At 35.6% G+C, this 25,889-nt stretch carries 29 protein-coding genes and 2 tRNA genes; 24 read left to right on the top strand and 7 right to left on the bottom strand.

Annotated features, from left to right (window positions below; translation table 11 throughout):
• Window positions 1–7 precede the first annotated feature (7 nt).
• The 6 genes from DUT69_RS07295 to DUT69_RS19180 all read right to left on the bottom strand — a co-directional run bounded on the left by DUT69_RS07295 (window position 8) and on the right by DUT69_RS19180 (window position 3,775).
• Window positions 8–292 (bottom strand): hypothetical protein, encoded by a 285-nt coding sequence (locus DUT69_RS07295; protein WP_113652581.1) that lies wholly within the window; start codon window positions 290–292, stop codon window positions 8–10.
• An 88-nt stretch (window positions 293–380) separates the two neighbouring features.
• On the bottom strand, window positions 381–1,370 hold the full coding sequence (locus DUT69_RS07290) for a hypothetical protein (RefSeq protein WP_113652580.1): 990 nt from the start codon (window positions 1,368–1,370) through the stop codon (window positions 381–383).
• A gap of 109 nt (window positions 1,371–1,479) precedes the next feature.
• Window positions 1,480–1,872: a VOC family protein gene (locus DUT69_RS07285; RefSeq protein ID WP_113652579.1), complete on the bottom strand. Its 393-nt coding sequence runs from the start codon at window positions 1,870–1,872 to the stop codon at window positions 1,480–1,482.
• A 4-nt stretch (window positions 1,873–1,876) separates the two neighbouring features.
• Window positions 1,877–2,746: a DUF808 domain-containing protein gene (locus tag DUT69_RS07280; RefSeq protein ID WP_113652578.1), complete on the bottom strand. Its 870-nt coding sequence runs from the start codon at window positions 2,744–2,746 to the stop codon at window positions 1,877–1,879.
• A 110-nt stretch (window positions 2,747–2,856) separates the two neighbouring features.
• Window positions 2,857–3,597, bottom strand: a complete 741-nt coding sequence (locus DUT69_RS07275) for a DUF3108 domain-containing protein (protein WP_113652577.1) — start codon at window positions 3,595–3,597, stop codon at window positions 2,857–2,859.
• Window position 3,598: 1 nt separating this feature from the next.
• The gene (locus tag DUT69_RS19180) at window positions 3,599–3,775 is read right to left on the bottom strand and encodes a hypothetical protein (protein ID WP_162796211.1); all 177 of its coding nucleotides are present in this window, start codon (window positions 3,773–3,775) and stop codon (window positions 3,599–3,601) included.
• 116 nt (window positions 3,776–3,891) lie between these two features.
• Here DUT69_RS19180 and DUT69_RS07270 point away from each other — a divergent pair, with 116 nt between their 5' ends.
• The 6 genes from DUT69_RS07270 (at window position 3,892) to DUT69_RS07245 (ending at window position 8,862) form a co-directional block, all read left to right on the top strand.
• Entirely contained in the window at window positions 3,892–4,161 is a 270-nt protein-coding gene (locus DUT69_RS07270; protein WP_162796210.1) for a hypothetical protein, read from the top strand.
• Window positions 4,162–4,242: 81 nt separating this feature from the next.
• Entirely contained in the window at window positions 4,243–5,325 is a 1,083-nt protein-coding gene (locus DUT69_RS07265; RefSeq protein ID WP_113652575.1) for an AI-2E family transporter, read from the top strand.
• Between the two features lie 99 nt (window positions 5,326–5,424).
• A complete protein-coding gene (locus DUT69_RS07260; RefSeq protein WP_113652574.1) occupies window positions 5,425–5,715 on the top strand; it encodes a hypothetical protein in 291 nt (96 codons plus the stop codon).
• A gap of 117 nt (window positions 5,716–5,832) precedes the next feature.
• A complete protein-coding gene (locus DUT69_RS07255) occupies window positions 5,833–6,756 on the top strand; it encodes a lysophospholipid acyltransferase family protein (protein WP_113652573.1) in 924 nt (307 codons plus the stop codon).
• A gap of 43 nt (window positions 6,757–6,799) precedes the next feature.
• Entirely contained in the window at window positions 6,800–7,219 is a 420-nt protein-coding gene (locus DUT69_RS07250) for an acyl-CoA thioesterase (protein ID WP_113652572.1), read from the top strand.
• A gap of 218 nt (window positions 7,220–7,437) precedes the next feature.
• Window positions 7,438–8,862, top strand: coding sequence for an MATE family efflux transporter (locus DUT69_RS07245; protein ID WP_113652571.1), 1,425 nt, complete (start codon window positions 7,438–7,440; stop codon window positions 8,860–8,862).
• A 371-nt stretch (window positions 8,863–9,233) separates the two neighbouring features.
• On the opposite strand, the gene DUT69_RS07240 is transcribed toward DUT69_RS07245, so the two are convergent.
• Window positions 9,234–10,217: a D-alanine--D-alanine ligase gene (locus tag DUT69_RS07240; protein WP_113652570.1), complete on the bottom strand. Its 984-nt coding sequence runs from the start codon at window positions 10,215–10,217 to the stop codon at window positions 9,234–9,236.
• A 118-nt stretch (window positions 10,218–10,335) separates the two neighbouring features.
• Between DUT69_RS07240 and DUT69_RS07235 the strand changes: the two genes are divergently transcribed.
• The 18 genes from DUT69_RS07235 to DUT69_RS07150 all read left to right on the top strand — a co-directional run bounded on the left by DUT69_RS07235 (window position 10,336) and on the right by DUT69_RS07150 (window position 25,560).
• On the top strand, window positions 10,336–11,103 hold the full coding sequence (locus tag DUT69_RS07235) for a PASTA domain-containing protein (RefSeq protein WP_113652569.1): 768 nt from the start codon (window positions 10,336–10,338) through the stop codon (window positions 11,101–11,103).
• A gap of 22 nt (window positions 11,104–11,125) precedes the next feature.
• On the top strand, window positions 11,126–12,181 hold the full coding sequence (gene mltG / locus DUT69_RS07230) for an endolytic transglycosylase MltG (protein ID WP_113652568.1): 1,056 nt from the start codon (window positions 11,126–11,128) through the stop codon (window positions 12,179–12,181).
• A complete protein-coding gene (locus DUT69_RS07225; RefSeq protein WP_113652567.1) occupies window positions 12,181–12,591 on the top strand; it encodes an acyl-CoA thioesterase in 411 nt (136 codons plus the stop codon). Before mltG ends, DUT69_RS07225 begins: the two co-directional genes overlap by 1 nt.
• A gap of 3 nt (window positions 12,592–12,594) precedes the next feature.
• The gene (locus DUT69_RS07220) at window positions 12,595–13,587 is read left to right on the top strand and encodes a YihY/virulence factor BrkB family protein (RefSeq protein WP_113652566.1); all 993 of its coding nucleotides are present in this window, start codon (window positions 12,595–12,597) and stop codon (window positions 13,585–13,587) included.
• A 94-nt stretch (window positions 13,588–13,681) separates the two neighbouring features.
• Window positions 13,682–13,769, top strand: a tRNA-Ser gene (locus tag DUT69_RS07215).
• Between the two features lie 232 nt (window positions 13,770–14,001).
• The gene (locus tag DUT69_RS07210; RefSeq protein WP_162796209.1) at window positions 14,002–15,093 is read left to right on the top strand and encodes a hypothetical protein; all 1,092 of its coding nucleotides are present in this window, start codon (window positions 14,002–14,004) and stop codon (window positions 15,091–15,093) included.
• A 130-nt stretch (window positions 15,094–15,223) separates the two neighbouring features.
• Window positions 15,224–15,308 (top strand) — tRNA-Ser (locus tag DUT69_RS07205).
• 69 nt (window positions 15,309–15,377) lie between these two features.
• Window positions 15,378–15,686 (top strand): hypothetical protein, encoded by a 309-nt coding sequence (locus tag DUT69_RS07200; RefSeq protein ID WP_113652564.1) that lies wholly within the window; start codon window positions 15,378–15,380, stop codon window positions 15,684–15,686.
• 36 nt (window positions 15,687–15,722) lie between these two features.
• Window positions 15,723–16,910, top strand: coding sequence for a DUF1624 domain-containing protein (locus DUT69_RS07195; protein ID WP_113652563.1), 1,188 nt, complete (start codon window positions 15,723–15,725; stop codon window positions 16,908–16,910).
• Window positions 16,911–17,032: 122 nt separating this feature from the next.
• The gene (locus DUT69_RS07190; RefSeq protein ID WP_113652562.1) at window positions 17,033–17,791 is read left to right on the top strand and encodes an ROK family protein; all 759 of its coding nucleotides are present in this window, start codon (window positions 17,033–17,035) and stop codon (window positions 17,789–17,791) included.
• A complete protein-coding gene (locus DUT69_RS07185) occupies window positions 17,791–18,399 on the top strand; it encodes an HAD-IA family hydrolase (RefSeq protein ID WP_113652561.1) in 609 nt (202 codons plus the stop codon). The genes DUT69_RS07190 and DUT69_RS07185 overlap by 1 nt, the downstream gene beginning before the upstream one ends.
• Window position 18,400: 1 nt before the next feature.
• Entirely contained in the window at window positions 18,401–19,825 is a 1,425-nt protein-coding gene (gene gndA, locus DUT69_RS07180) for an NADP-dependent phosphogluconate dehydrogenase (RefSeq protein ID WP_113652560.1), read from the top strand.
• An 11-nt stretch (window positions 19,826–19,836) separates the two neighbouring features.
• Complete coding sequence (zwf, locus tag DUT69_RS07175) at window positions 19,837–21,351, top strand: glucose-6-phosphate dehydrogenase (protein ID WP_113652559.1); 1,515 nt, start codon at window positions 19,837–19,839, stop codon at window positions 21,349–21,351.
• A gap of 199 nt (window positions 21,352–21,550) precedes the next feature.
• Window positions 21,551–22,273, top strand: coding sequence for a 6-phosphogluconolactonase (gene pgl / locus DUT69_RS07170; protein WP_113652558.1), 723 nt, complete (start codon window positions 21,551–21,553; stop codon window positions 22,271–22,273).
• 303 nt (window positions 22,274–22,576) lie between these two features.
• Window positions 22,577–23,185 carry an alpha-ketoglutarate-dependent dioxygenase AlkB family protein gene (locus DUT69_RS07165; protein ID WP_113652557.1) on the top strand — a complete coding sequence of 203 codons (609 nt, stop codon included), beginning with the start codon at window positions 22,577–22,579 and terminating at the stop codon, window positions 23,183–23,185.
• Window positions 23,186–23,773: 588 nt separating this feature from the next.
• On the top strand, window positions 23,774–24,418 hold the full coding sequence (locus DUT69_RS07160; RefSeq protein ID WP_205314233.1) for a DUF5343 domain-containing protein: 645 nt from the start codon (window positions 23,774–23,776) through the stop codon (window positions 24,416–24,418).
• Window positions 24,411–25,004, top strand: a complete 594-nt coding sequence (locus DUT69_RS07155) for a Swt1 family HEPN domain-containing protein (protein ID WP_113652555.1) — start codon at window positions 24,411–24,413, stop codon at window positions 25,002–25,004. Before DUT69_RS07160 ends, DUT69_RS07155 begins: the two co-directional genes overlap by 8 nt.
• 166 nt (window positions 25,005–25,170) lie before the next feature.
• The gene (locus tag DUT69_RS07150; protein ID WP_113652554.1) at window positions 25,171–25,560 is read left to right on the top strand and encodes a hypothetical protein; all 390 of its coding nucleotides are present in this window, start codon (window positions 25,171–25,173) and stop codon (window positions 25,558–25,560) included.
• Window positions 25,561–25,889: the final 329 nt, after the last annotated feature.

Below are 25,889 nucleotides of genomic sequence, written 5' to 3'. Positions count from 1 at the left end.
TTCTTGGTTACTTGCCCATTTCTTCAAGTTTAGCTTCAATGGGCTTAAAATAATCTTCAAAATCATCAGCTGCGCCACGTGGCTGACCATAGCGTTCTATTGTTCCATCGTTGTCTTTGGTAAAACTTCCCAAATCCTCGCCATCTACGTTTATGTAATAGATTTGCGTATCTCTGCGTACAATAACATGTACCAATTTTTCTTTAATAACGATATCAAAAATGATTTTTTCTCCTACTTCCGGGCTGTCGCGAATAACAACTAGCGCTTCGCTTTTTTTATCTTGTTCCATAATTATAATGCTTTAAGATAGTTTAACAACATCCCTACAGGCTGTTTGTTTGCAGGCGATATTTTACTTGCTCTGCGTAACTTATTTTTTAAGCTCTGGCAAGGCGATATTCGTTGTAACACATTAAAATGTTAAAGCCTAAAAACAAAATCGCTTCTGAGCTAACTTTCAGGTTATCTGGATTAAAACCCAAAATAGACGAAAAAAACAAGGTGCTAAAAACAAGTATTGCGCCTAGAAATATGCTTAAATATGCCGATTTAAACAACAATGTTAAACGGAACCAGTTTCTCTTAAAGAACAAATCCGGAGTTCTTATCAACTGCATCAAATTCAAAAAAACATAAAAACCAATTAAAATCAAATAGCCATTCATCAGTAAGTTACCACCGTCCCAACTTGGAAAATTAAATAAACCATCGTTTACAAAATACGCTATTATCAAAATGCAAATTATTGCTTTAGCGGTTACCCAGTTTCTTTTGTCACTTAATAATTTATACCATTTTGGATATTGGACTCTGTCAATACGCTCTGCAAATCCCATTAATCTTTCGGACGGGCTTACAAAAGGATTGAATAAGCCGAGCAACATTAACATAATTGTACTATAAAATTGAAAAAAGGCGTCGCCAATTAAACGTTCCATTCTACTTTCATCTAAAATTACATCATTGCTATAAGTAAATATGGATAATGAAATTAGGATAATAACCACTAAATGAAATACTACACCAACATAACTAGCAATATTGGTATCGTTAATTTTCTGGGTTTCAACTTTTTTATTTTTCTCTTCGAAAAGTTTAGAGGATGATTCTTTTAAAGAATTTGCCATCCCTCTGGCAAATAAAGCAATTGCTAATACAAATACACCGATACCAAGTGTAAATGCTGTAAAACCTACCGCCTGGAAACCAAAAAAGCTTAAACAAATTAATAATACGAATATGCTCAGAAAAACGTATTTGTATTTAACCCTAGTAAAACCGTGGGCATTTAGTAAAAAGAAATAGAAAAGGCCAATGCCTGCACTAACGATAGCGGCTGTAAATAAACTAGGTAGTATATCGCCCATTTTAAGGTAGATTTTTAAAAATTGTGCTAATATCCTATAGAAAAGGTTATTCTTTAAACCGTAAATATAATTTTATTCTGCAATGCAACTAAATTAATCGCCGTAGTTTTTATACCATTGGCGTGCAAATCTCAATTAAAAACCCATCTAGATCTCTAATATAAGCTACAATTTGCCCCCAAGGTTTAGTTTTAGGATTTGCTACGATTGTTGCTCCAGCATCCAACGCATTTTTTAAAGTTTCGTCTACGTTTTCCGTCGTAAATCCAATTTCAATACCAAAAGGTTTGTTATTAAGATTACTTTCTACAAAACCGTCTTTTAAGTTCTCTTTTGCTAATTTTAATGATGCGAAAGACAAAGTTGTTTCACCGACAAGGAGTTCTCCATAGTCGTTATCTGGCGTTACAAACTTCCTGTTAAATGCAAAAGCTTTTTCATAAAATGATATTGCTTTCTCAACATCGTTAACGTAAAGTATGGTGTATGCAAATTTTATCATTATCTTATTTTGCCTTTTTGCTAGGAATAACTTTTTTGATTAATAAAATTACACCTACGGTTAATAATCCAGCAATTAAGCCTAATCCAAAATCAGTAACCATAGTTGGTATAGCAGGAAACAATCCGTGTAAAAACGGAATATTATGAGAGAAAATTCCGCCAGAAACCAAAACTAATGCGATTGTACCAACCACGCTCAGCATTTTTATAATAATTGGTAAAGCCTTAACTAAACCCAAACCAACCGTATTTAGAAAACCCTTTTCGTTAGAGCGCTTTATTAATTGATAACCTGCATCGTCCATTCTTACAATTAATGCAACAATGCCGTAAACGCCAACCGTAGCCAAAATAGCCACAACAGAAACGGTAAGAATTTGTATTGTTAAACTTTTATCAACTGCTGTTGCTAAAGCGATAATTACAATTTCTACAGAAAGAATAAAATCTGTGGTAATAGCCGATTTTATTTTTGCTTTTTCGGCAACCTCATCATTTTCAACGGCCTCCACTGCGGGCTTGTCTATATGCTTAGGTCTGTGAAATAAATATTCTACAATTTTTTCCACTCCTTCATAAGCGAGATAAAATCCGCCCAGAACAAGTATTATAGTTACTGCAAGAGGTAAATACGCATTTAACAACAACGCTACCGGAACAATAATTAGTTTATTTACAAAAGAGCCTTTCGTAATAGCCCATAATACAGGAATTTCTCTTGAAGAAAGAAAACCGGTTGCCTTTTCGGCGTTTACTGCGAGATCGTCTCCTAAAATACCAGCTGTCTTTTTAGTTGCCACTTTTGCAGCAACTGCAACATCATCCATTAATGCTGCTATATCATCTAAAATTGCGAAAATACCTGAGGCCATTCCTATTTGTTATTAAGCACGCAAAATACACATTCGGCCAACACTCGCCAAACCATATTTTTTAAATTTTAAGGTTAACGATTAGATTGACATTGAAGTTGAATAATAAATTATTCTTCAACCAATACCATTTCCATCACTCTAGCACCTACAATTATTTTTTGTTTGTAAAGTTGCCTGGTTAGTTTATCGAAATAATAAATACTTTTTGAATCATTACTAATCTCATCAGCCACTTCTACCTCCCAAACTTTTCGCTCGCCTAGTTTTCTGCTTATATAACTTGCTTCTTTTACATTTAAAACATTAGCTTTTAAAACTCCAATTTTACCTTTCGGGTTGTAATCGAAAATAGATAGCGTTGCCTTATAAGTTGTATTGAGCGGTAACCAACTAATTAGTATCGGATAAAAATTACTATCGAAATAGCCAGAAGGTACATTTTCATTTATGCTTGTAGATTTTCCAACTATTTTATCCAAATAAAATCCTTTTATATCCTTACCAAAAGCTAACGACATGTTACGTTGTGCGTTGTAAGAAGAGTGATAAATTGGAGATAAATTCTGTTTGCTAACAATTGTGGTATCAATCCAAGATGCTGGGCTTCCCTTCATTTTTACATCGGTGATTACTTGAATTTTATCATCAACTATTTTAATCCTGTAGTCTACTTCTCCAATGGCAACTTTTATAGTGTCTCTAACCATTAGCCAACGCATTTTATAGTCCTGGTTATGTATCCACTTTTGGTCTACTACGTTTTTATTTGGTACAATTACCTGCTGGCTCCAACCACTAATCGGAAACGCAATTACAAGCGTTAACAGCATTTTTTGTAATATCATCATTTTATGAAAACAAGCCTTGAGTAACTTCTTTAGTTTCGGCATAACCATAAAAAAAGATGGTAAACATACCTCCGTTTTGCGTGATGCTTAAAATGTTTTCTTTTTGGATATGGTTCTCGTTAACAAACCAAGTTAAGCGTTCGTGAGAAATGAAATAGTCTGATTTTAACACTAGCATATAAAGTTTTTTCTGATTTTGACATTGGAAAGTTTTAGATGTTACACCATTTTATTGCTTACCAAAATATTTTAATATCTGATAAACCTTTTTCAAAAAACAGTGTTAGAAGATGTATGACAAACAGCGAGTATATTTACATCCCATTTAACAAAGCTAAAGAGAACTATTTAGCAGAAATCGAAAAAATCTCCAAAGAAGAATTTGCAGTTAGCGTAGCACATAGCGCCGACCATAAATCGATATTTATCGAATCAGAAAACCATAATTTGGTTTCAATTATCACTAACCCGGTTTACGCTATTGTAACCAAGCTAGAAGAATCTGATTTGGCTAGGGAAATTTACGAAGCAATTACTTTACAGACGAAGAAAATTTGCCATTAACTTAATGTTAAGTTATCGGATTTTTCTTACTTACAGCAAACATTTTTGGCTTAAAAAAGTTAAAATAACTTAAACAGCTAAATGAACAACCTTACAAAAGACAATCTCTTCCGAACAGCAAGCTCACTAATTCTCTACACTGCAGGGCTGGTAATACTACTTTGGTTTTTATTAAAAATCATTAGCGTTTTACTATTGGGTTTATTTGCACTCATATTGGGTTTAATTATCAATTCGCCCGTTAGCAAGCTTGAAGCAAAAGGCATGAAACGATGGGTAGCTGCATTAATAGTATTTGTAATAATTTTCGGAATAACGGGCTTATTAGGCTGGTTGGTTGTACCACATATAAGTAATCAGTTAGATGTTTTAGTAGGCAACATTCCAAAATACTACCAAAGTGTTGATGGCTATATAGATTCGCAACTAAAAAACTTTCCAGAGTTGAAGCAAGAATTTAGTAAAGGTGGTTCTTCACTAACGTCGGCCATGCCATCAATAGGTAAAACCGTAATGGGTTTGGGTACGTTTTCTTTTTCTGTTTTAGGGGGGATTTTTGTTTTTATCGTTTTTATCTCTATCGTAGTTTTCTTTGTTGGCAATCCCCGCCCCATGATAGAACTCTATCTTTCGATTTTTCCGCCCAGAAGGAGAGAGAAAGCAGAATTAGCGTTAAGTCATACCTCAATTATGCTAACCGGCTGGATGAAATCAAATCTGATAGGTGGCGCAATACAAGCGGTATTAGTTTACGGATTTTTAACCCTAATGGACGTTCCAGGCGCTCTAGTTTGGGCGGCATTGGCTTTCTTTTCAGAGCTTATACCGAAAATTGGATTTTATATTATGGCCATCCCTCCTACGCTTGTGGCGCTTTCTGTAAGCCCGATTACAGCATTCTGGTGCTTGGTATTTTTTCTTTTGTTAAATGAGCTGGTGGCTGATTTTTTAATGCCCAAACTTCGCTCAAAGACCATGAATATCCACCCAGTATCACTTCTCTTTTTGCTTCTTGCAATGGGTGCTGCGTTTGGTTTAACAGGTGCTTTATTGGCAACCCCCTTGGCAGCAATTATTAAGGCCTATTATGAAGAGTTTTATACTGGGCAGTTTGAAGTTGACGAAGATATGGACCAGCGTGTTACCAACATACTTCGCTCGTAATCTATTTTTCGTATTTAGATTTAATTTTCTTCTATTTCCAAAACATTTTAACAACATTTTTTGGCGTTTTTAGCTATATTTGCAAACCCTAATCACGCAATGAAATACCATTACCAGTTTGCCTCAAAATCTGCTGCTCGAATAGAGCTTATTCCAGAAAACGATAGCGAAAGAGAATTGATTGCAAGTTTTAATAAAGATGAATCTAATCCTGAATTAACGGAACTTTTTGCAAAAGGATTTGAGAACTACCAAGCTAAAGCCCGATTAACAGAAACGGTGTTCATGAACTTCCCTACAGTAGCACTTTGCAGATTTCAAGTTATTAAAGAGTCGAAACCTAGCACTTTTGTAAATAGCACACAAGTGCAACTAAGGTTAGATTTTTAGTCAAATCAAATTGAATCTGTCATTTCAGTATCACAACCTTTAGCTCTAAGGTTAAATTACTTTCGTTAAAGAAACAAATTAACAATATCTAGTTAATTTTGCCTTAAAGCAATACAAATGTTAGCCAAAGGCATCTCTTATTTAGGAATATTTTTCTTAAACGCACTATCCCTACTACCTCTTCGCATCCTACACGTTTTCTCTGCGTTATTTTATTTACTCATTTACCACGTATTTGGTTATAGAAAAAATGTTGTCCGAGAAAACCTTGTTAATTCTTTCCCCGAAAAATCTGCAAAGGAAATTAAAGCAATAGAACAGAAGTTTTTTAAGTACCTAATCTCATTGATTTTTGAGGTTATTAAGATGAATAATATTTCTGAAAAGGAGTTAAAAAGACGTGTTAAGTTTAAAAATGTAGATTTAGTTGAAGCCTATTTACAGAACAACGAAAGTGTTATTTTCTGCTCTTCGCACTATGGCAATTACGAATGGGTTTGCATGGCAATTGGATTAACTTTCTCTGGTAATCATTACCCTATTTATAAGCCTTTGAGTAGCAAAGCTTTTGATAATTGGTTTTTAAAGATGAGAAGTAAGTACGGCACAACAATGGTGGCTATGAAACAGACCATAAGAATGATACAGGCCACTAAAAACCAAGCAACGATGTTTACTTTTGGTAGCGACCAAGCGCCGACTAGAAAGGACACAAAATACTGGACAACTTTACTCAATCAGCAAACATCTATACAATTAGGTGTAGAAAAAATTGCAAAAAAAACCGATAGACCTGTATTTTATTTAAAGACGCGATATGTAAAACGTGGTTTTTACGAAGTAGATTGTGTGCCGATTTGCTTGGACCCGAAAAATACGGTTGAATATGAAATTACCGAACTTCATACCCGTTTTTTAGAGGATATGATTAAAGAAGAGCCTGCATATTGGCTGTGGAGCCATCGCCGTTGGAAACGAAAACCTGAGGATTTTATCATCAAAAATCCTGAAAAAGAAGATTTATCGGAAGCGATGCTTTAAAAAATGGCTTTAAAAATGCAAGGTTTGTTTACTTTTGCGCTAGATGATAACTAACGAATACAGCATTTTCGAAACAGAGCTTACTGTTCGCCCAGATGATATAGACATGTTTAACCATGTGCATAACAGCAAATACTTAGATTATGTGTTAGCTGCACGTTATGAGCAAATGGAAAAATACTATAACATGAGCTGGGAAACATTTGAAAAAATGGGTTACGGCTGGGTTGTAGCAAAAGTTACCATCAACTTTAAACGCCCTCTAAAAATGGGCGATAAAATGATTGTACGAACAGGTATTTTAGAAATGAACGAAAAAGGTAGCAACGTACAGTTCGAAATTATCAATAAAACTACAGGTAAAGTCTCTTCTGATGGAATTTTTGATTATGTAATGATTGATTTAAAAACTCAACGCTCTTGCAAGGTGAACGAGGAAATGATTAAAGCTTACAGTATTTGAATACAATAAAATCTGATCTAAAAAATCCAGTATTGGAAATTGTTTTAGATCATATTTTTTGTAAGTTCCTATTTTTTAATACATTTGAATTATCAAATCGCAAAAAACCATGATAGTATTGAGGGCTCAATTTGGCTGTTAAAAGCTAAATCCACATTCTTTTTAATTAACTGATGCCTTGTTCTAGGTATCCCATGGTAAACATTTATTTTCTCCAAATGTCACATTCTATAAAGACTAACAATAGTCTCACAAACTTTTTTTCATTGCTTTGGCAAGCTATTATTGGTAAGGAAACCGATTATACTTCCATCAGCATCCGCAAAGCGATATTCCTTCTAGCCATCCCAATGATGCTGGAAATGATGATGGAATCTGTTTTTGCATTGGTAGACCTATATTTTGTTGGCCATCTGCCAAACAGTAGTGCAGCCATACAAACTGTTGGTTTAACAGAATCCGTTTTAACTATAATTTATTCTTTAGCTATTGGAATGAGTATGGCCGCCACAGCAGTTGTAGCTCGCAGAATTGGAGAGAAAAATCCAGAGGCTGCTGCAAGAGCTGGTATGCAGGCAATTGTTATTGCAGTTGCGGTAAACATAGTTATAAGTATTGCAGGAGTAGTTTTTGCAAAGGAAATTTTAATGCTGATGGGCGCTACAGAAAATACAGCGTCAGAAGGCACAACTTTCGTTCGGATAATGATGGGGAGCAGCATAATTATTATGTTGCTGTTTTTAATTAACGGTATTTTTCGCGGTGCAGGTAACGCTTCCATCGCCATGCAAAGTTTAATTATTGCCAACGTAGCCAACTGCATATTATGTCCGTTATTAATTAGAGGTTACGGACCAATACCAGCCTACGGGTTAACCGGTGCTGCACTAGCAACAACCATAGGTCGTGGGTTAGGCGTTTGTTATCAAATATTCCATTTAGCAAGAGGCAACAGTGCGCTAAAAATAAAACTAAGCTATTTTAAACCACAATTCGAACAGATTAAGGCGATTATTAAAATAGCTGCACCAGCTATTTTACAATTTGTAATTGCTTCTTGTAGCTGGATATTTTTAGCAGAATTAGTAGCTACAACGGGTGGCGATCATGGTTCTGCCGGTTACCAAACAGCGCTTAGGTTAATGATGTTTTTTATGTTACCAGCTTGGGGTTTGAGCAATGCTGCTGCAACTTTAGTTGGACAAAATATGGGTGCCGGACATATGGACAGAGCAGAGCAATCTGTATTTGTAACGATGAAGTTCTCGGTAATTTTTATGGCATTTGTTACTGTGCTATTTTTAACCTGCGGACCATATTTTGCAGCATTTTTTACAACCGATGCTCAAATTAAAGCAGTGGCTGTGGAAGCTTTGAGGATTTTAAGCTACGGTTTTATACTTTACGGAATAGGAATGGTTTTGGTAAGTGCATTTAATGGCGCAGGCGATACATGGACACCAACAAAAATTAACGTAGTTGCCTTCTGGCTTTTTCAAATTCCTTTCGCTTACTTGTTGGCTAAATACTTTAACCTTGGTCCTACCGGCGTTTTTATTGCCATACCGGTTGCGGAAGTTGGGATTACCATTGCAGCATTTATATTATTTAAGCGTGGCGGATGGAAGAAAAAAGTAGTTTAGATGGTTGTACATAGTAAATTATTGAATTGCCATATTGGTTGATAGCTTGACTGACTATTGCAATGGGTCTTTAGACTGGCGCAAGTATAACAGGCTAAACTAAGGATCGGCATTTTGCAACGGCAACTACGAAGCACTTAACGTTATTAACTAAACCCAATTGAAGCGAACACGCAGTAAAGCGTAAAGTGGGGCTGCAGATGCTATAAAAGCCTGACACTGTTTTTCAAATAGTTTATGGCAGCTATTAGAATACTCGTTAATTCAACTAGCTAATCTCGTCAGCAAAAAAAGATGCTGAAATAAATTCAGCATGACTATTATAGTAAAGCCACAGATTATTCATCTGTGGCTTTATTTTGAGTCAATACCTATATCGACTCCTCGATTACTTGCGTGTAAAACTCCTTTAGCTCCATGCCCATTGCGGCAACTTGTTGCGGTATAAAACTTGTGGCTGTTTGACCGGGAATCGTGTTAATCTCGATAAAGTAAAACTTACCTGTATTTTTCTCTAAGAAATAATCTATACGAACGATTCCTTTACAATCTAACTTCAGGTAAACTTGTGTAACTACTTCTTCTACCCTTTGTTTTTCCTCCTCAGTCATAAAACCTGGCGTAATTTCTTCAGTAGCACCCGGGGTATATTTTGCTTCGAAATCAAAAAATTCGTTTTTAGGAATGACTTCTGTAGTTGGCAAAACCACAATTTTGCCTTTTGTTTTAAACACACCGATAGAAAATTCCCTACCCTCTACAAACTCTTCTATTAAAACCTGATCATCTTCTTTAAATGCCTTGTCCAATGCCAACTCCAAATCATCTGCATGTTTAACCTTGCTCATACCTATACTGCTTCCGCCACTATTCGGTTTAACAAAAAAAGGTAGCTTTAGGTTATTCTTAATTTCAGCTAGGCTGTAATCGCCTTGCTTAAAAATCTGTACCGATTTAGCAACATTCAAATCTTTAATCCCATCAACAATTGCTTTTGTATAACCTTTGTTCATGGTAATAGATGAAGTTAAGGCATTACAAGTGGTATATGGCATACCAATCATATCAAAGTAACCTTGCAATTTTCCATCTTCGCCGGGAGAACCGTGTATAGCAATAAAAACACCATCGAATTTTATTTTACGACCATTAAAGTTTAGCGAAAAATCATTTTTGTCTACTTCTATTTTAACAGAATCTGCTGGCTCATAAAACCATCCGCTTTCGTTAAGCATTATTTTATAAACATCGAATTTTGCGGTATCTATATTTTGAGCGATGGTTGCTGCGCTTTTTACAGATACAACCCACTCTCCGGTTGTTCCGCCTGTTAGCAATGCGATGGTTTTCTTCATGGATATTGAAAATTTTGATTTCAAAAATATAAATTAGTTGATGCAGATTTGATTTTAATTGAGATAAAATATTTTTTTAGTCTAAATTTGAACTATTATACATCTATAAAAAACATAAATGAGCAAATTTATTGCGTACTTAAAAACGAAATCTTTTAGAAATACCTTTATAGCCGCTTTTTGCACCTTTGCTGCTATTTTGCTCATTGCATTTTTTAGCCTACGTTATTATACCAAACACGGTGAGGGTTTGGAAGTACCGGAGCTTAAGGGACTTAGTATTGCCCAAGCGGTTACCAAACTAGAAGATTTAGGTTTGCGTTACGAGGTAGATTCTGTTTATATTATGGATAAGCCACCCGGCATAGTTACCGATCAAGATCCAGATGCAAATACGTTTGTAAAAGGAAACAGAACAATTTATTTAACCATAAATACCGCTCAGGCTCCAAATGTTAAGTTTCCGGATATAGAAAATAAATCGTTAAGAGAAGCAAAAGCATTATTAGAAAGCTACCGTTTAAAGGTTGGCGATACAACCTACAAGCCAGATGTTGCCAAAGATGTTGTTTTGGAAGCGTTTTTCGGTGGACAGCTGATTAAAGCTGGCGAGGTTTTACCTACCGGATCGGTTATTAACCTTACTTTGGGCGACGGAAGAGGAAACGAAGATGTAGAACTGCCAAATTTAACAGGATTAACAATTGATGAAGCTAAATTTTCTTTACGCGGAGCGATGCTAACTTTAGGAACTATAACCTACGAAGGAGATATAATTGATACGGCAGATGCGGTTATTGTAAATCAATTTCCATTAGCAGCAGATACTGTTGTAAAAGTAAAAATTGGTACGCCAATTAATATCACACTAACTAAAAAACCTTAATTAATTTCTGCATATCCCTTATATGAACAACGAAGATAAAAAACCAATGACACCACGTAAAATAGCATTTATTCTTATCCCAATTGTGCTTTTAGCCGTGGGCGGGTATTTTGGCTTTAACCTGTACAGCACATTTTTAGCGCCTAACATTAGTGGTAACGAAAAATACATCTACGTAAGAACAGGTATGACGTATGATGAGTTTTTAAACGAACTTAATACTAAAAACACCTTAAAGAATATTGGTAAATTTAAAGCTGCTGCCGGCCAAATGAATTTGGCTAATAGCTTAAAACCTGGCAGATATGCGGTATCTGCTGGATTAAACAACCGAACTTTAATAAACAAACTTAAATCGGGCAATCAAGATGCAGTAAATTTAAAGTTTCAAGGTTTTAGAAAGAAACAGAATTTTGCAGCTTACTTAGCTAAAAACATGGAGGCTGATTCTTTAGCTTTCATCAGTGTGCTAGATTCGACCGCTTTGTTAGAAAAAAGTGGCTTCAATCCAGAGACGGTTTACACCATGTTTATTCCAAACACCTATCAAATTTATTGGAATACCTCTCCTACATCATTTTATGAGAAAATGTTAGGAGAATACAATAAATTCTGGACAGATGAGCGAAAACAAAAAGCAAAAGCACTTAACTTAACGCCTGTACAAGTTTCTATTCTAGCTTCTATTGTAGACGCAGAAGCACTTTACGACAAAGAAATGCCAACTATTGCTGGTCTGTACTTAAATAGATTGAACAGAGGGATTTTATTACAGGCAGATCCGACAGTAATTTTTGCTAATGATGATTTTACAGTAAAAAGAGTTACCAAAAGTTTGTTAGATGTAAGTTCTAAATACAACACTTACAAATACGCTGGTTTGCCTCCCGGACCTATTATGATGCCGAGTATTAACGCAATTGACGCTGTATTAAACAGACAGCAAAACAACTACATTTATATGTGTGCCAAAGAAGATTTTTCTGGCTATCACAATTTTGCGGAAACGGTTGAAGAGCATAATATTAATGCTAAAAAATATAGAGAAGCATTAAACAAACGTAATATATTTAGATAATGTTTATATACGAAAGTAAAGTTAAAGTAAGATACGTAGAGACTGATCAGATGGGTGTTGTGCACCATAGTAACTACGCACAATATTACGAAGTTGCACGAACCGAATGTTTTGAAGCTTGCTCTGGCATGACTTACGAAACGATGGAAAAAGAAGGTGTGATGTTGCCTATTTTAGATTTGCAGTGTAAGTTTATTAAACCGGCACTTTACAATCAAACTTTAACCATAAAATCTATCGTAAAACAATTGCCAACGGTAAGGTTGGTAGTAGATTACGAAATCTACAACGAAGCGGAACAGTTAATTAACACCGGACAAACTACTTTGGTTTTTGTAGATAAAAACACCAGAAGACCTTGCCAACCTCCTAAAAATTTTATGGAGAATGTGCGTAAATATTTCGACTAATAAATGAACTGGCTACATAAACAGCTTTTAAAACTAAAAATCTATTCGTTGTTTATCGAGTGGACGAAAGTTTGTGTACTGCCAGGTTTTAGTCCCTTGCCTATTTATACGGTTGCAACTTTCTTTTTTAAGGAAATTGGAAAATCGACTTTAGTAAACAAGGCTTCTTCTTTGGCGTACAACTTCATGTTGGCTATTTTTCCAGCCATCATCTTTTTATTTACGTTAATTCCTTATATCCCTAAAAGGATTGGTTTTCAGGAAACGTTGATGTCTTTAATAGCATTGGTATTACCCAACAATGCTTATTTAGCTTTCGAAACCACTTTAAATGAAATCGTAAATATCCAAAATGGAAGTTTACTATCCTTCGGTTTTTTCCTTTCGTTGTTTTTTGCTACCAATGGCGTACACAATCTCATGGTTGCTTTTAATAGGTCATCATTAATTGTAGAAACCCGAACTTGGCTAAAACAACGCTTAGTGGCCATTATTTTAACTGTAATTATTGCCGTATCGGTAATCATTTGTATTGCAGCAATGGCTATTAGCGTAATTTTGTTAAATTATTTAAAACAAGAAATTGAATACGACGGAAATTTAATTTACTACGTTATTTTACTTACACGTTGGGCACTTTTGGGCACCCTCTATTTTATTACGGTTTCTATACTTTACCGTTATGGGCCAGCACAAACAAAAAAATGGAGATTTTTTAGCGCTGGCTCTTGGTTGGCAACTGTACTGGCATTTTTAACCATCTGGGGGTTTTCTTACTACATAAACAACTTTGGTGCGTACAATAAAATTTATGGTTCTATTGGAACCTTAATTGTAGTAATGATTTGGCTTTACCTAAATTCTCTAATCCTTTTAATAGGATTTGAGCTAAATGCTAGTGTAGATTTATCAAAACGAAGCGTAAAAATTATCCGCCCGAACTTTAATATGTTCAAAAAAACGCCTGCCGCAGAGGATAAGTTAAGCAAATATTAATTTTTTATTGCTCTGTGTTAAGGCATTAGCCAAAAACATCAAAAAAAAGCATTTAGCAGTTTGCAGATTTAAGCAGAGTTCGTACTTTTGTCGCGGAGAGCTGGCAGAGTGGTCGAATGCGGCAGTCTTGAAAACTGTTGACTGTAATAGGTCCGGGGGTTCGAATCCCTCGCTCTCCGCCACTCAAAAAACATAAAGCCTTAGAGAAATCTAAGGCTTTTTTTTTACAGTTTATATTCTCAAGTTTCGAGGGATCTGCATACGTATTTCCTTCTTTCCCTCAGGTTATCTTCATTCGAAACATCCAAACAAAAGCTGGGATTTTTTCATTCATTTTTATATGTCGCCTATTGTTTGTATATTCCGTATCAACCTAAAGTACAATGAAATATAAATTAACTTAATCAAATTAATATGAGACGACTCTTAAAATTTTTATCCCTGTTGGGGTTCACGTTTATACTATCTTGCAAGCCAAGTGTTGACAAAGAAATCGGAACGCCTAAAATACAGTTAGGAACAGCGAAAATTACTGGCTCGGTAACAACGCAGCAGAAAGCTAATGGCGTTTCTTTAGAGATTTTTGTTACACACCCAATTTCTGGCGAAACGGTTACACATAAAGTGGAAGTTGACCAAGCGGGTAAATTTTCTATCGATGTTGATTTGGAGACAGACCTCTCACTAATTGCTTTGAAAACCAACTTAAATCCCGAAAAACCTTTACTAATTAATGTTAAAAGTAATGACGTAACAAACATCGACATCACCTACAATGCGAACTCCGAAATTGAGGCAATTAAGACGGATCCTGAAATGAACACTAATGATGTAAAAGAAAGCTTACCAATTGTTTATCAAATGGTTGGTATTTACAATAATGTACCCGACCCTCAAAATCAGCTATATGATAAAAGTCCCGACGCACACCTTAATTTTATTAAAACTACGGTAGCAGATAAATTAAAAACGCTCGAAACGGATTCCTTAATATCAAAAGAACGCAAGGAGATTTTAGCTAGGGATTTTAGAATATGGAACTACAGGATACGTGCTTTCAACTACGAAAGATCTATGAGAGCTAACTTCATATATTATACAAAGGATACGGTTACAATACCTAAAATTCAGAAAGTAGATAGGACTTACTTTAATTACATGAAAGATTTGGACCTCAACAACTCTCAATATTTAGTTTGCTCGAACTTTGTAGATTTCCAGAAAGAAGTTCTTAAAAATGAAATATTAGCTATCCCAGAAATAGCTGAGCGAGATATTCCTTCTTGGCTAGCGATAGTGAAGACAAATTTAGCAACAGCATTAGGTTTTAGCGACGGGAAATATTACGATATATTGGCAGCAAACGCTTTTGGCATGCAACTAATTGACGGAAAGAAACCACTAACTGACAACCAAAAAAAGAACATTAAAGCTTACTGGAAAGAGGGAGAAATTGCAAAAATACTGTTGCATAAAAATGAGCAACTCGTTAAAAGACTAAAGTGATAATCAAAATTCCCGAAATTTTGAATTTTATCTAACTGAAATTACGGCTATAGTAGTCGGTTTAACAAGCATTTTAATAAAAAAGCAATTTACAATTTGCAAATATGAACAGAGTTTGTACTTTTGCGGCGGAGAGCTGGCAGAGTGGTCGAATGCGGCAGTCTTGAAAACTGTTGACTGTAATAGGTCCGGGGGTTCGAATCCCTCGCTCTCCGCACAAATAAATGCTGTTAATCTTTTAGGTTAGTAGCATTTTTTGTTTGTAAACATTTCTATTTGCAATCATGTTTTACGCTAACAAAAAAGTATCTTCTAAAGCTAATACTGCGCAACAAACGGCAAAAATAATTGCTAATGTAAAAACGCTCGAAGAAAAAAATGTGATAAGATTAGAAACAGATACCGTGCTCCTATATCCTGCTATCTGGAAAGACAAACCCACAGCGCTAAACTGGATGGTTTGTTTACATCAGTACTACTGCATGAAAAAACAATTCAAAAGTACAGACACTTTGTTGTTCAAAAACATAGAAACCGATGAACTGCTCGGTAGTGCTGTTGGCAAAAAAGCTAAAGTTTTAATTTTTGATTGATTATCGTAATTTTAGGAGATCAATCCTCCCAACTTTATGCAATCAACTAGTAAACGAATTCTTTCTATTGATATTTTAAGAGGAATCGTAATGGTAATTATGGCATTAGACCATTGCAGAGACTATTTTCATGGAAACGGTAGCATAATGAATGATGCGATGAATCCAGAAACCACCTTCCCTTTTTTGTATTTTACACGTTGGATTACCCATTTTTGTGCGCCAACATTTGTTTTTCTATCGGGCATTTCCGCTTACTTATCCTCAAAAAACAAGGAACCTAAGCAAGCCAGTAATTTCCTTATAAAACGAGGATTATGGCTTATCTTAGCAGAAATAGTATTAGTAACATTTGGATTAACCTTTAATCCGTTTTTCAATATTATTATTCTTCAAGTAATTTGGGCTATTGGCTGCAGTATGATTTTGCTCGGCCTAATCAGCCGAATTTCTTATAAAGCCGTACTCGTTGTTGGTATAATTTTATTCTTTGGGCACAACATATTAAACTACATCAATTTACCACCAGCAAATACGCTAAGTGGTGGATTAATTTCAGCATTTATTACTGGCAGCGCAACATTTTTACCCATTGCAGATAACCATTTTATCTTGGTGCTCTATACCGTTTTACCCTGGACAGGTGCCATGTTTCTCGGTTTTGCAATAGGAAAATGGTACGAAAGTAGTTTCGAAGCAAACAGACGTCAAAAATTACTTTTAACTATCGGATTAAGTCTTACGATCGGTTTTGTCGTTCTACGTTATTTTAACCTGTATGGCAACCCAACACCTAGACAAGATTTAGCATCGTTAACACAAAGTATTTACTCTTTTTTTAGCGTAAGTAAATATCCTCCATCGTTACAGTATTACGGCATGACCCTTGGTCCTGCGCTAATATTGCTTTCCATACTAGAAAAAACAAAAAATTGGTTTGCTAGGGTAATGATGGTTTATGGAAACGTACCCTTCTTTTATTATGTGCTACATTTTTACCTCATCCACATTGTGCTGGTAATTCTGTTTTATCTGCATGGTTATGGCGCAAAAGATATTGCCTACCCACAAAGTCCATTTTTATTTCGCCCGGCAACTTTCGGCTACTCACTTCCTGTGGTTTACGTAATTTGGTTATTAATTGTTGCAACACTTTATAAGCCCTGCATTTGGTTTAAGGAGTATAAAAGCACTCATAAGCAATGGTGGCTAAAGTATTTGTAAGTCAAATTCTACATTAAAAGATGTGAATAAAAATTACTAAATATTACAGAATTATTAGTTTAAACTAACTTTATGATTGTATTTTTGTTTGTCTGACAACTACTTAATCACTAAAAAACATTATGCCAGCAAAATTCAAAGTTCCAGCAGGAAACATTTTATCTATAGACATTGGCGGTACCAATATTAAGGCTTGCATATTAAGCGAAAAAGGAAAACTACTTACTGAGTTTACAAAAACACCAACTCCTAAAAACTCTACTCCCGACGCCGTTCTAAAAGCGATTAAAAAACTTACAGCGCCGTTAAAGGATTTCGAAAAAATATCTATCGGCTTCCCAGGCTATGTAAAAATGGGCATAGTACAAACAGCGCCTAACCTTGCAGAAAATAAATGGGCAAATGTAAACTTGGCGCAAGAGGTTGCAGATTTATTTAAAAAACCCGTTCGCCTAATTAACGATGCCGATCAACAAGGTTTAGGTATTGTAGCTGGTAAGGGTTTAGAAATAGTTTTTACCCTTGGAACAGGATTTGGCACTGCCCTATTGTTTGACGGAGAGTTATTGCCACATCTTGAATTGGCGCATCTACCAATAAACAAAACCGAAGATTACGATGATTTTATTGGTGATAGAGGCTTTCATAAAGTTGGAAAAAAAGACTGGAACAAACGTTTACAGTATATTATAGAAATTTACAAAACCGTTTTCAACTACGATAAACTTTACATCGGCGGAGGAAATTCTAACGAAATAAATTTTGCTTTAGATAAAAACATAAAGCTGGTATCTAATAAAGACGGTATAAAAGGTGGTGCTAAGTTGTGGTTGGCAAAAGAAAAATACCATGTGCACACTACCCTACCAAAAAAGAAATAATGGAAAATATTAAAGTTCTGTTTTTAGACATCGGAGGCGTTTTGTTAAGCGATGGCTGGAATCATCATGCAAGAAAAGAAGCCATCGCAAAATTTGGATTAGAAGAAGTTCAGTTTCAAAAAGATCATTCGGTAGCATTTCCACTTTTCGAAAATGGTAAACTAACCTTAGATGAATATTTAGAATGTGTGGTTTTTAACGTAGAACGAGATTTTACCAAAGCTGAATTTGCCGAATTCATGTTCAGTCAATCTACGCAACTGCCAGGTTTTTTACCTTGGTTGGTAGAGTGGAAAAAGCACAACAACATCAGAATTTTCTCTATAAACAACGAAGGGAAAGAGTTTAACGATTATCGCATTAGTAAATTTAACCTGCACCAGGTTTTCGACGCATTCATTTCATCTTGCGAAGTTGGCTACTCTAAACCCGATCCATCAATTTTTAAGCTAGCCTTAGGGATTGTACAAATAGAACCACAAAACTGCCTTTATTTTGACGACCGAGCAATACACGTATCAATTGCAAAACAATTGGGCCTTAACGCACACGTACACCAAAGTTTTGAGCAGACTAAACAAATTTTACAACAACTAAAAACCGCATAAAATGAATAACGATAATAAAGCAAAATTTGCCTTTGGCATGGTTGGTTTAGGAACCATGGGCAGAAACTTGTTGCTAAACATGGCCGACAACGGTTTTGCCGTAACCGGATATGATAAGAGCGAAAAAATGCTTCAGTTTTTCGAAGAAGAAGGAAAAGAACATAACCTGAAGGGTTTTGCAGACATTAATCAGTTTGTAGAAAGTCTACAATCACCAAGAACCATTATTCTTTTGGTACCTGCCGGAGCTATTGTTGATAGCGTTATAACAGAATTACAACCTTTGTTAGACGAGGGCGATATTATTATAGATAGTGGAAACTCGCATTTTACAGACACCAGCAGAAGATCTTTAGAGCTGAAAGATAAAGGCATCCATTTCTTTGGAATGGGAATTTCTGGTGGCGAAGAAGGTGCAAGATTTGGTCCTAGCATGATGCCAGGTGGCGATAAACAAGCTTATGCTGTTGTAAAGGATATGCTTGAAGCTGTTTCGGCAAAAGTTAACGGCGACCCATGCGTTACCTACATTGGCCCTGGTGCCTCTGGCCACTTTGTAAAAATGACCCACAACGGAATAGAATATGCCATTATGCAGTTGTTAGCAGAAGCTTATGAAATCCTAAAAAATGGCTTAAACTGCAACAATCAGCAAATTCAGCAAGTTTTTGAAAGCTGGAACAATGGACGTCTACAATCTTTCTTAATGGAAATTACCAAAGACGTTTTCTTGTTTAAAGACGTTAAAACTGGTAATCTTTTAGTGGATGAAATAAAAGACGAAGCAAAATCTAAAGGAACTGGTAAATGGACTTCGCAAGTTGCCATGGATGTTGAAACGCCAATCCCTACTATCGACGCAGCGGTATCATCTAGAAACTTATCAAAACTAAAAAGTTTAAGAGTAGAATTGGAAGAAGTTTATGGTCCATCAACCAAAATTGAAGCTAACGAAGATTTTATAAACGATTTAGAAGAAGCATTTTACTTTGCAATGGCAACCGCCTATGCGCAAGGCATGCACTTATTATGGCAAGCTTCAAAACAGTTTGAGTACGAACTTAATTTGGCAGAAATTGCTAAAATTTGGCGAGGTGGATGTATTATCAGAGCTACATTTTTAGAAGATATTTATCAAGCATACATTACCAATCCAGATTTGCAACACCTATATGGCGATGCTGGTATCCAAGCAAAGATTAAACAAAGCATAAAAGGCACTAGAAACGTAGTAAGCTCATCAATTAATGCGGGCATTGCTATTCCTGCACTTGCATCAGCATTAACTTATTTCGATACTTTAAAAACAGGCAGAATGCCATCGAACTTAACACAAGCTCAAAGAGATTTCTTTGGTGCTCATACATTCGAGAGAATTGATAGCGAAGGCGTTTTCCACGCCAACTGGAACGATAAAAATTTATAATCTCTAAAAAAATGAAAAAGAGAAGTAATCTCCACCCAACCATATTTGTAATTTTTGGTGGTACTGGCGACTTAAATAAAAGAAAATTGGCGCCTGCGCTTTATAACCTTTACACCGAAGGTTACATGCCAGAGAAATTTTCGATCATTGGCACAGGCAGAACATCTTTTACTGATAAAAAATATCAAGAGGAGATTTTAAGCAGTGTAAATGAATTTTCTAGAAACGGAAAGGTTAAAAAAGAAGAATGGGATAAATTTGGACCTAATATTCAGTATTGTTCGGTAGACATCACTTCTCAAGAAACTTTCGAAAACCTTAAAAAGGATATTGAAAAATACCAAAAAGATTTTGGACCAGATACCCAAGTAATTTATTATTTAGCCGTTGCACCTAACTATTTTCCACTTATTGCCGAGTGTTTACATAAGTATAAGCTTACACAGGATGAAAATAACAGTCGAATAGTTATAGAAAAACCATTTGGACACGATTTAGAAACCGCAAAGGAACTGAATAAGTTGTTGAGTGGCATTTTTACCGAGAAACAAATCTATCGCATAGATCATTACTTGGGGAAAGAAACGGTTCAAAACATGATGGCTTTTCGCTTTGCAAATTCTCTATTTGAACCACTTTGGAACAGAAACCACATCGAGCATATCCAAATATCGGTAACAGAGCAGTTGGGTGTTGGCGATAGAGGTGGCTATTACGAAGGTGCGGGAGCATTGAGAGATATGATTCAAAACCACTTGTTGCAATTGCTTTGCCTAGTTGGTATGGAAGCTCCGATTAACTACGATGCCGACGAGATTAGAGACAGAAAAGTAGAAGTTTTAAGAGCCATGCGTCCGTTTAAGCCCGAAGAAATTAGCGCAAGTGCTGTTCGCGGTCAGTACAGCAAAGGTTGGGTAGAAGGCAAAGAAGTGCCAGGTTACAGGCACGAAAAGGGTGTTGATCCACATTCTAACACAGAAACCTTTGCAGCCGTTAAGTTCTTTATAGATAACTGGCGTTGGCAAGGTATTCCGTTTTACTTAAGAACAGGAAAACGCATGAACCAAACTTCGTCTATCATTACTATTCAGTTTAAAGATGTGCCACACCATATTTTTTCGGCCGGTGCAACAGAAACTTGGCAACAAAATAGGTTAATTATCAGCATCCAGCCCGAAATGAGTATTCGTTTGCAAGTACAGGCTAAAAGACCTGGACTAAAAATGGTGCTAAATCCGGTTGATATGGTTTTTGATTATAAAGGAACTTACGACACAGATACCCCGGAAGCTTACGAAACCCTACTTTTGGATGCCATGAACGGCGACCAAACCTTGTTTATGCGTGGCGACCAAGTTGAAGCTGCATGGGAATTAGTAATGCCAATTATAAACACTTGGGAGAGTAAAAAATCTTTAAATTTCCCTAATTACCATGCAGATAGCTGGGGACCAGAAGATGCAGAAGCATTAATCGCTAAAGATGGTTGCCATTGGTTTACGCTTCCATTAAAAGACAAAGAATAAGTATTATTACACAGACCAAGTTGTCATTGCAAGGCCAACAAAATTTGCGTCATTGCCAGCTTTACTGGTAATCGTAATGCGACAGGAAGTTTAAAATACATACATATCGCTTTAATTCCCGTTTGCACGGGATTGACAAAGTTATTATACCAACGGAGCAAGCTGAATTTGCTCCGTTTTAATTAAATACCCTAAACGTATGAACTTACATATTTTCGATACCCAAACCGAATTAAACGAAAAACTCATCCACTATGTGATAAAAATTGCCAACGAAGCAATTGCTAGCAAAGGCAGATTTGATTTCGTATTAACCGGTGGAAACTCGCCCAAAGAACTATACAAAGCCTTGTCAACTACCTATGCCGATAAAATAGATTGGACCAAGGTTTACTTCTTTTTTGGCGATGAGCGTACCGTATTACCCAACCATAAAGATTACAATGGTTTAATGGCAAAAGAAAATTTGTTCGATAACCTGAATACGCCAGCAGACCATATTTTTTATGTAGATACCACACTAGCGCCAGAAGACGCCGCCAAAGCCTACAAAAACGCTATAGACAAACATTTTGCAGGCGAAGAAATTGTTTTCGATTTAATTCTTTTAGGCATGGGCGATGATGCGCATACCGCTTCTATTTTCCCATTTACGGATTTGGTAGCCAACCAAGAAAAAACCGTAAAAAGTGTCTATGTCGAAAAACTAAACACCCATCGCGTTAGCTTAACGGCACCTTTAATTAACCAGGCTAAAAATGTAGCTTTCATTACTTTTGGCACCAACAAGGCAGAAGCATTAAAACATGTAATTGGCGATACCGAAAAAGATTACAATACTTATCCCTCGCAGTTAATAGCACCTTTAAGTGGCAATCTGGATTGGTTTGTAGACAAAGAAGCTACCGCAAAATTGAATTAATCAATGTGAGTTAGTTTTAAGCTACTTAGCTGTTGGATTATCTCCAGCCCTGGCACTACTTCTTCGTTCAGCAAAAATCGACCTTGGCTGATGCGGATGGCAGTGTTTTGCCAAAGTAGAAACTTTAATAGCATCAGGCGCAGTCGTGGCTTTTTTTGCATACTTTTTTTTCAGCTATTGGAAAAAAGTTTGTCCGCGAAGCGACTGACCTTAAAATAAGGATGCAAAACGGTGTATTTTTTTTTGTAGAGGCCACTTGTTATGAATTAAAAATATTTCTTATCCTGAACTCCTATTAATTACATGAATTTATTCGATAACCAACCCGTACACAACAAAAATTTACTACCACAAAACGGTACTGTAAATTATTACGGCAAGGTTATCTCGCAAAGCGATTCTTTAGCTTATTACGATTATTTACTAAACGAAATTGCTTGGAAAAACGATGAAGCCATTATTTTCGGCAAACATATTTTAACTAAAAGAATGGTGGCTTGGTATGGCACAGAGCCATTCGAGTACACCTATTCTAATATCACCAAATTAGCCCTTCCTTTTACGCCACAATTATTGGCGTTAAAAGATTGTTGCGAGTTGCATAGCGGCGAAACCTATAACTCTTGCCTACTTAACCTTTACCATAATGGCGATGAAGGCATGGCTTGGCATAGCGATGGCGAAAAAGACTTGAAAAAGAATGGCGCCATTGCTTCCTTAACTTTTGGCGCAGAGCGAAAATTTGCCTTTAAGCATAAAGAAACCAAACAAACCATTTCGCTTGTCTTAGAAAACGGTAGTCTGCTAGTAATGAAAGACGAAACACAACAGCATTGGTTGCACCGCTTACCTCCTACTAAAACAGTTAACAAACCCAGAATTAACTTAACTTTTAGGACGATAGTGAGGTAATAGGTCTCGCAAGTTTAGGTTGAAGTTAAGATTGAGGCGGTTCAAATAAGCGCACAAACTTTGCAAAGAACGGCTTGGCCTAGCAGATATTTTGAGGAAAAATTGTTGAAACAACCTGTATTAGCCTTCAAATTGCAATGCATTAAATAATTTTCAGCCGTGCGATAGCAAGAAGCGAAGACAAGGCCTTAAATTATTTTCAGTATTTGTTTGACAAATTTTTACCAAAATAGATGCAAGCCTTGATTTTTGCTCCACTTTTTATCAAGAAAAAGTGGAAAAACCTGTCTAGTAAGACAAAATAATTTTAATGCGTTTAACCTGTATAAGTTATAACTCCCGTTGTTTTTCTTAAATAAGTAACTTATATTAGGCTAACAATTACACGCTCCTCATCTTTGTAATTTTCTTTCCATTCTGGAGAATGAACGCTTTTATGGCGGGCTGTAATATTTTTTTGAATAAGGTCAAATTTTGTATACCTGTACTGCGGAAAATTGCTGTATAGGTCTGCCTGAGTTAGACTTATATATTAGTTAGTGGCAATTTTACAAAGACAACAAAAACTGACAACAAAAGAAAATAATTATGGCAACAAATTTACCTTTTATGGTTTCATACGGAACCTTAACCAAGATTTTAAATAAAATTTGCGAGGCTTCCATACCAGAAAATTTCAATGGAGACTTTTTAGGAACAAAATTAGGTTTTCCTGGTGGTAACCAAAAAGCATTTATTCCTTGGGCAAAAAAATGTAAATTAATTGGAGAAGACGGAACTCCAACACAACTTTACAAAGATTTTAGAAATCCTACATATCGAGGAGTTTCTATGGCAAAAGCCTTAAAAATTGGCTATGAAGAACTTTATGTAAGAAATGAATATGCTCACGAATTAAGTAAACCTGACTTTGTTAAGTTAGTAACAGATGCTACAGGTTTGGCTCACGACAACCAAACAGTAAAGGTAATTGTTGGTTCATTTTTTAACGCTAAAGAATTTGCTGATTTTGATAGTACATTGAAAACGGATGAAAAAAATACCCGAACTGAAAACATTAAGGAAACAAATTCAAACGAAGATGCGAGTGAAACCACCCAAAAAACTATAAGAAGAAAACAAATCGATTTAGGAATTAACTATACTATTAATCTAGTTTTACCCAAAACAGATGACCCAGCTATATATAACGCAATTTTCAAATCACTTAAAGAAAATTTGTTAAATGAATAATATTCAACAAGACCAATTATCGAAAATAAAACTATTTGCACTTGCAAATTCTCTAGCTGAAAATGAACTTGACAAAATCGAGAACGAACTTGATTTAAATCTTGGAAGAATTGAAAAAAAGGAAGTTCAAGCAAAAAGTTATTATTTGCAATTTAATTCTGATTATCGGAAAGAAGCAAGAATGATGGCTCAACACTATGAAGTTTTTTATTGCTTAGAAAAATCAATTAGAAGTTTAGTTGTACAGCTTATGTTTGAAAAATACGGAGAGAACTGGTGGGAGAAAGTCAAAGAAGAAATTAGAAAAAGTGTTGACCTAAATATAAAACGTGAAGAAGAGTCTGGATTTACAATTCGTTCCGAAGAAAAAATTGATTACACAACATTTGGTGAATTAAGCCAAATTGTTACTGGAAATTGGGAAGCATTTGAAAATCTATTTAAAAGAGGACAAAGGTCATTTCAAAAAATAATGACAAACTTAAATCAGTTAAGAGGCCCAATTGCTCATTGTTGTCCATTAGCAGAAGATGAGATTGTAAGGTTAGAATTAACAGTAAAAGATTGGTTTAGAATAATGGAATAAAACCTGCCACTAACAAGGGTTTTGCAATAGTGGGGCGAAACTGCAAAGTTCAAGAGTTGTTCTTCGGTTCACCCTTTGTACAAAATTGAAGATTTGTGCTTCTTTTGCCCCACCATCGCAAAGCCCCGAAACGTTATAAGTAATTGCCCCGACAACATTCATACATATGAAATCTAAAATAATGTACATAGAATTAAAGACAGGTTATTCAGATAATGGACCTGCTTGGATTGGTACGGTTGAATTTTCAAAATCTGGAAAAACTGTATATTTTGACAACAAGGCTGTAAAAAAAATGGGGACACCTAGCGGAGGTGGAAATCATTACGACATTGAGACTGGTGATGCATATTGGGTTTCTGGAATTAAGAAGAATGGTGCTGACAGACATTGGGCTGGTGGTGGAAAAATAATGATTGATCGAAAATCAATCGACGAATATCTAACCTTAGTCGACTTCAATTCCATCGAAGAAAAATACTATAAAATAATTGACTTTGAACCTACTGACAAAGAAAGATTTAAAGAACTAGAAAACTCTGAAATAGAACTCTAAATAGCATGTCTTATTTGCAACTACTTATTACAGTGGTTTTGCAAATTTTTGGGCGACAGCCGCTGGGCAAATTCAGTAATTATTTATTAAGTTAGTGCTTGGGATAATTGTAGTAAGTAAAACAAAAATTCGCAAAGCCCCAAACCGTTGGCAGTAATTTTACAGAGACAGCAGAAATGAACAATCCGCCAAGACGAAATAAAAATATCGGAACTGCTAAACAAGGTTTTGGACAGAATAACAAATTGACAATTCCTGAATCTTGTTGCGTATTGAAAAGTTTTTATGAAAGACTTGTTGACTACCAAAAATTCAAATCGGTTATCAAT

It is taken from the genome of Pedobacter namyangjuensis (assembly GCF_003313325.1).
Classification (GTDB): Bacteria; Bacteroidota; Bacteroidia; order Sphingobacteriales; family Sphingobacteriaceae; genus Pedobacter; species Pedobacter namyangjuensis.
Note: the sequence above shows the minus strand (reverse complement) of the source record. Positions and strands in the feature narration are given on the sequence as shown.